The organism is Dethiosulfatibacter sp. (assembly GCF_983023055.1).
The window spans coordinates 1-7024 of record NZ_CEZJXU010000089.1; the positions used below are offsets into that span (position 1 = coordinate 1).

Sequence of the window (7024 nt, forward strand, 5' to 3'; positions counted from 1 at the left end):
TCATCTTGTCATTCATGCAAGTTTTTTCAATAGATTTTAGAATACTTGACCTGGTCCTTTCAGGTAGTTCTGAAATATCTCCAAAAATGTTTACTTTTACACCGGCATCATCCAAAGGTTTTATCATGGTTTTTGAAAATTCGAGAAGAAGGTTCATCAAATAACCCACTTCATCTTTCTCTCGGCCCCAGTTTTCAGTGGAAAATGCATATACGGTCAAAGATTTGACTCCAAGTTTTACACATTCTTCAACAATCTCCCTGATTCTGAACATGCCTTCCCTGTGTCCAAGCATTTTATTTTTATTGTTAAGTTTTGCCCATCTTCTGTTTCCATCCATAATTATAGCTATATGATTGGGGATTCTTTTCATGTCAATCAAGTCATTCATACTCTTATCCTTCACCTCATCCAATTTAAAATGATTAATAAAATCCCCTTTCGGGGATTAAAAATACGAAACAGTCAAGTTATAAACATCATCAGTTTTCAAAACACGAATAACTACGGGGTTTACTAGATTCGTGTTGAAATTCCTGTTAGACCCCTTAGCATAGCATATTTCTATCATTTTTTTTTCATCCTTGTTGATTAGCCTGATAGCCTCTCTTAAAGAGAATCCTGTCAGTTCCTTCATATCATTTATACCTCTAGAATTTCCTTTTCCTTATTAGTATAAATTTCATCAATCTTCTTGATGAAATTATCTGTAATCTTCTGAACTTCTGTTTCGGAATCTCTCAAGTCGTCCTTAGTAAGGTCGCCGTTCTTTTCCATTTTTTTCAATGAATCATTTGTATCTCTTCTTTCGTTTCTAAGAGCTACCTTTGCATTTTCTGTTTCCTTTTTTACCGTCTTTAGAAGATCCCTTCTTCTTTCTTCAGTCAACTCTGGAATCATTATTCTAATTACCTTTCCGTCATTGCTTGGATTGACACCCAGATCTGAAGCTCCTATTATTTTTTCAATATCCTTCAAAGCATTAATGTCATAGGGCTGTATTAAAAGACATCTAGGTTCCGGTACGGAAATACTAGCTAATTGATTTAGAGGTGTTGGAGTACCATAGTAATCCACCTTGATTTTATCTACTAATTTTGGATTGGCTCTTCCTGCTCTTATGCTAGCAAGATCTTCCTTCAAAAAGTTAATAGTTTTATCCATTCTTTTTTCTAATTCCTTGTGAACATCAGTATGCATGTTAATCCTCCTTAATAATAGTTCCTATATTTTCACCTTTTATTATTTTAATAATATTTTCAGGGTGTTCAATTCCAAATACAATAATTGGTATTTTATTATCCATACAAAGAGAAGTTGCAGTAGAATCCATTACCTTTAGCCCTTTGTTTAAAACATCAATATATTTCAAAGTATTAAACATAACTGCATCAGGGTTGGTTTTAGGGTCATCGTTGTATACTCCTTCAACGCCTTTTTTAGCTAGTAATATTACATCCGCATCTATTTCTGCAGCTCTTAGGGCAGCTGTTGTATCAGTTGAAAAATAAGGATTACCTGATCCTCCAGCAAAGATTACAACTCGTCCTTTTTCCAAATGTCTAATGGCTCTTCTTCTTATATAAGGCTCAGCCACCTGTCTCATTTCAATTGCTGTTTGTACTCTCGTAGGTACCTCTATATTTTCAAGTGCATCCTGCAATGCCATGCCGTTAATTATAGTTGCCAGCATACCCATATAGTCCGATGTTGCTCTGTCTGTATGTTTTGCACTAGCACCTCTCCATATATTACCGCCACCTACAACAATTGCAACTTCAACACCATGGTCATTAATATTTTTGATTTCTTTGGCAATCTTAACCAGTGTCATTTCATCTAAACCACTGCCTTTGTCACCACCAAGAGCTTCTCCGCTGATTTTCAAGACAATTCGTTTATACTTATAATCCATAAAGCCTCCATATTGCTGTATAATTTTAATGGAGAACAAAATGTCCTCCATCTAATAATATTACATATTCATTTGTTTAGCAACTTCTTCTGCGAAATTTTCCTCTTTCTTCTCTAAACCTTCGCCAACTTCGTATCTTGTAAATCTTCTGATTATAAGATTTTCACCAATTTTAGCGATTAACTCATTTAATAAAACTTGAATTGTTTTATCAGTATCTTTTATGAAAGTCTGGTTCAACAAGCAGTTCTCATCATAGAACTTCTTGATTCTTCCTTCAACCATCTTATCAACTATTTTTTCTGGTTTTCCTTCATTCAATGCCTGCTCTCTAAGGATAGATTTTTCCTTTTCTATTACATCGGCAGGAACTTCTTCAGGCTTGAGATATGTAGGGTTTTGCGCTGCAATCTGCATAGCTACATCTTTAGCAAAGTCTTGGAATTCTTTGTTCTTTGCAACAAAGTCAGTTTCACTGTTTACTTCAATAATAACACCTATTCTATTACTGTGGATATAAGATGCAACTATTCCTTCTGCTGCAATTCTGTCTGATTTCTTAGCTGCCTTTGACAATCCTTTTTTTCTCAAAAAGTCAATTGCCTTGTCAAGATCACCATCTGTTTCTACTAATGCATTTTTGCAATCAAGCATTCCTGCTGCAGTTATTTGTCTCAATTCTTTAACCATTGCTGCTGTATAATTTGCCATGTTAACCTCCTAATAATAAAAGGTAAGTTAGACAAGGGATTTAATCCCTTTCCCCTTACCTAAACTTTATATTTTTCTATTAACTTATATTTTTTATTTAACTTCTTCAGTAGCTTTAACTTCAGATGCTTTAACTTCAGCTTCTTGTGCTGGCTCTACATCTTCAAGTTGAAATCCCTGCTTTGCTTCAAGAACTGCATCTGCCATAGTAGCTGTTAAAAGCTTAACTGCTCTTATTGCATCGTCATTTCCTGGAATTACATGATCAATTTCATCAGGATCACAGTTTGTATCAACAATAGCTACGATAGGAATATCCATTATCTTAGCTTCGCTTATTGCGATTCTTTCCTTCTTAGGGTCTACAATAAACATTGCTCCTGGAAGTTTGTTCATATTCTTGATTCCACCTAAGAATTTCTCAAGTCTATCACCTTCATGTCTTAACTTGATTACTTCTTTCTTAGTCAACATTTCAAACTTACCGTCTGCTTCCATTTGCTCTAGCTGATGAAGTCTGTTGATTCTACTTTTGATAGTCTTGTAGTTTGTAAGCATTCCACCTAACCATCTTTGACTTACAAAGTGCATTCCACATCTTTGAGCTTCTTTTTTGATTGATTCCTGAGCCTGCTTCTTAGTTCCAACAAAAAGAATTTCATCTCCGTTTGCCACAACCTCTTTAACAAACGCATAAGCATCATCTATCAATCCTGTAGTTTTCTGAAGATCTATTATATAGATCCCATTTCTTTCAGTAAAGATATACTCCGCCATTTTAGGATTCCATCTTCTAGTTTGGTGTCCGAAGTGAACTCCTGCTTCCAATAATTTTTTCATACTTAATACTGCCATTTGTTTCCTCCTTGTTTTTCCTCCAACTAAATCTTCTTCCCAAAGGACCTTTCGGCACACCCTTGGAAATCATCAGCTGTGTGTAATACCTGAAGTAGTATACCATAACAATAATTGTTTGTAAATATTATTTTTCACAATTATCATTTGTGCATACTAATACTTCTCCATCCTTTGTTTTTTTCTTAACTTGAAGGCCTCCGCAGGTTGGACACTTTTCGTTCACAGGCTCATTCCAAGCTGTAAAATCACATTCCGGATAATTGCTGCATCCAAAAAACTTCCTTCCTTTTTTCGTTCTCTTTTCCAGTATGTCTCCACCGCACTTAGGGCATTTTACATCAATTGTTTTTTCAATCTGCTTTGTATTCTTGCATTCCGGATAGTTTGGACAAGCTAAGAACTCTCCGAACCTTCCTTTTTTGATTACCATTCTTGCTCCGCATTTATCGCAATCAACATCACTTACCTTTGCTTCACCAGTTTCAGCGTCGTAAGGCATTGTATTCTTACATTCCGGGTAGTTTGGACAAGCCAGGAATTTTCCAAACCTGCCTTTTTTAACAACCATTTTAGATCCGCATTTTTCACAATCAATGTTCGTGACTTCTTCCTCTATTTCAATCTTTTCTATATTCTTATCTGCCTCTATAAGAGTCTTTTCAAATTCAGTGTAGAATCCTTCAATAACTTTTTGCCATATGATATTTCCTGATTCCACCTCATCTAACTTGTTTTCAAGGTCCGCTGTAAACTTGTCGTTGATTATACTACTGAAATGCTCAATTAAAAGCTCTGTAACTATTCCACCTATCTCGGTAATGTTAAAAACACCTTCGTTTTTTACAACATAACCTCTGTTTAAAATAGTTGAAACTGTAGGAGCGTATGTACTCGGCCTTCCAATTCCCAGTTCCTCCATAGTCTTGACCAGAGAAGCTTCGTTGAATCTTGCTGGAGGATTTGTGAAATTTTGCTTTTCCAGTATTTTTTTTATCTTGATGTCGGTTCCTTCTTCAAGTTTTGGAAACTCGTCAATCTTGTCCTTTGATGGAAGCACCTTCATATATCCGTCAAAGAGCTTCTTCTTTCCACTGTATCTAAAGGCATAACCTTCTACATTTATTAAAATTGTAAGATTCTCAAATTCCGCTGATTCCATACATGAAGCCAAAAATCTCTTCCAAATAAGCCTGTACAATTTATATTGATCATTTGTAAGGGATTCTTTTATACGGTCTGGATGGTTGTATACAGTCGAAGGTCTTATGGCTTCGTGAGCATCTTGAATGTCATTTTTTTTCTTTGTTTTAAAAACTCTTAAAATATTCACATAATCTTTGCCATAACTATCCTCCAGGTATTCAGCAGCCTCTTGTTTAGCTTCATCCGATATCCTAAAAGAATCCGTCCTTATATAGGTAATAAGACCTGAGGTACCCTGATCTTCTATCTCAACACCTTCATACAACTGCTGAGCAATCATCATTGTCTTTTTTGTGGAAAAATTCAATTGCCTGTTCGCATCCTGCTGTAATGAACTGGTTGTAAAGGGAGGTGAAGGAGATTTCTTCGTTTTCTTGTTTGTAATTTTTTCAATTACTCCATATTCCGTACTTTTTAAAACCTCAAGCAACTTGTCAGATTCTTCCTTGTTGTTTATGGTAATCTTTCTAACTCTACTGCCATTAAGTTCACCAGCAAATTTTGCTTCCAATGTTTTTTTCTCTCCAAACTCACCATCTATTGTCCAATACTCTTCCGGCACAAAATTCTCAATTTCCTTTTCCCTGTCGTAAATCAGTTTCACTGCAACGGATTGAACCCTACCAGCACTTAGACCTTTTTCTATTTTTCTCCATAATAAAGGGCTTATCTTGTATCCTACTAATCTGTCAAGTATCCTTCGAGCCTGTTGGGCGTCAACAAGGTCTTGATTAATGCATCTAGGATTTTTCTTTGCGTTTGTAACTGCATTTTTTGTTATTTCGTTAAAGACAATTCTTATATTGTCTTTTGGATCCAGCTTGAGTATTTCAGCAAGATGCCATGATATTGCCTCTCCTTCCCTGTCGGGGTCAGTTGCAAGGTATATCTTATCCGCTTTTTTTGCCTCTTTCTTCAATTCCTTTATTATATCGCCCTTACCACGAATAGTAATATAATTGGGATTGAAATCATCCTCTACCTCTATTCCAAGCTTGCTTTTAGGTAAATCTCTCAAATGACCTACCGATGCTTTTACCTTATAGTTTTTACCTAGGAATTTTGCTATTGTTTTCGCCTTGGATGGTGACTCCACTATAACCAGGTTTTTAGCCATCGTTTCCTCCTTTAGTTACCGTTTCCATATATTTAATAATTTCATTGTTTACAAGTCTGAATTTCTTCCCGCTACCCTGTACAATTAAACCATCCATTTCCAGAACTGTCAAATTGCTTAGGATTTTATTCATATCATAATCAAGTTTTGTTTCTATTTCAGTTATAGATTTTTCACCCGCCATGAGAATTTTAAGAAGTGCAATATGAATTTCATCATAACTGTCAAAATCTGCATGGAAGTTCTTGTTTTCATAAGAATCATAGGATAGTTCTTCAAGAATATCCTCAGCACATGTTACGATTTTGGCACCATCTCTTATAAGACGATTAGTCCCCTTGCTGTAAATGCTATCGATATTTCCTGGAACTGCAAAGACTTCCTTTCCCTGTTCAGCTCCGCGAGTAGCTGTTATAATAGAGCCGCTCTTAATTCCAGCCTCAACTACAAGAACTCCATCTCCAAGTCCACTGATTATCCTATTTCTCAATGGGAAATTAAATCCCATAGGATGTGTTCCAGGAGCAAATTCACTAATTAAGCATCCTTTCTCTTCTATATCATAATAGAGTTTCTTATTTTTTGCAGGATATATGACATCTATACCCGAACCAAGTACTGCAACTGTGAAGTTCCCTCTTTCCAAGGAAACCCTGTGAGCTATTGAATCAATTCCATATGCCATACCACTAATAATTGAAACTCCCCTGTCTGCCAATTCACCGGCAATATTTTCGACAACCCATTTACCATAGGAAGTTGCTTTTCTGGATCCAACAATAGATATACCTATTTTCGAAGTGTTTAGTTTTTCTAAATCTCCCTTTATATATAATACATAAGGCTGGTTGTCAATATACTTGAGCTTATCTGGATAATCATTATCATATTTTGTTATAGTTCTTATATTTTCCTTTTCAAGGTATTCAATATAAAACTCAATTTTATCTTCTTCAACAAATCTTTTAACAGAATTATATTTTACCTTATCAAGAATATTGGAATCCTTCAATTCATTCAACATAAGGTGGAGATTTTTTAGCCCTTCATCTCCAAAAAAATCTTCTATCTTTTCAACAAGTGCGTTGTTTGGACCAATTGTACTGTTTAACATTAAAATGTTTTTCGTTAATTTATCCATAATCAACCTTCTATTCCAAAATTTTATTGTCTTCTTTTTTCTATTTATATTATGTCTACCACACCTATCGTTCATACTT

At 35.2% G+C, this 7024-nt stretch carries 8 protein-coding genes; all 8 read right to left on the reverse strand.

What is annotated here, in order from left to right:
• The coding region (gene uppS / locus AC3AX0_RS04730) for a polyprenyl diphosphate synthase (RefSeq protein ID WP_487549156.1) at window positions 1-391 on the reverse strand (391 nt) is incomplete at its 3' end.
• 57 nt (window positions 392-448) lie between these two features.
• On the reverse strand, window positions 449-637 hold the full coding sequence (locus AC3AX0_RS04735; protein ID WP_487549157.1) for a hypothetical protein: 189 nt from the start codon (window positions 635-637) through the stop codon (window positions 449-451).
• A 5-nt stretch (window positions 638-642) separates the two neighbouring features.
• On the reverse strand, window positions 643-1200 hold the full coding sequence (frr, locus tag AC3AX0_RS04740; protein WP_487549158.1) for a ribosome recycling factor: 558 nt from the start codon (window positions 1198-1200) through the stop codon (window positions 643-645).
• Window position 1201: 1 nt separating this feature from the next.
• A complete protein-coding gene (pyrH, locus tag AC3AX0_RS04745; protein ID WP_487549159.1) occupies window positions 1202-1915 on the reverse strand; it encodes a UMP kinase in 714 nt (237 codons plus the stop codon).
• 60 nt (window positions 1916-1975) lie between these two features.
• Complete coding sequence (gene tsf, locus AC3AX0_RS04750; protein WP_487549160.1) at window positions 1976-2626, reverse strand: translation elongation factor Ts; 651 nt, start codon at window positions 2624-2626, stop codon at window positions 1976-1978.
• 93 nt (window positions 2627-2719) lie between these two features.
• Window positions 2720-3481, reverse strand: coding sequence for a 30S ribosomal protein S2 (gene rpsB, locus AC3AX0_RS04755; RefSeq protein ID WP_487549161.1), 762 nt, complete (start codon window positions 3479-3481; stop codon window positions 2720-2722).
• 127 nt (window positions 3482-3608) lie between these two features.
• Window positions 3609-5804, reverse strand: coding sequence for a type I DNA topoisomerase (gene topA, locus AC3AX0_RS04760; protein ID WP_487549162.1), 2196 nt, complete (start codon window positions 5802-5804; stop codon window positions 3609-3611).
• Entirely contained in the window at window positions 5797-6945 is a 1149-nt protein-coding gene (dprA, locus tag AC3AX0_RS04765) for a DNA-processing protein DprA (protein WP_487549163.1), read from the reverse strand. The genes topA and dprA overlap by 8 nt, the downstream gene beginning before the upstream one ends.
• Window positions 6946-7024 lie beyond the last annotated feature (79 nt).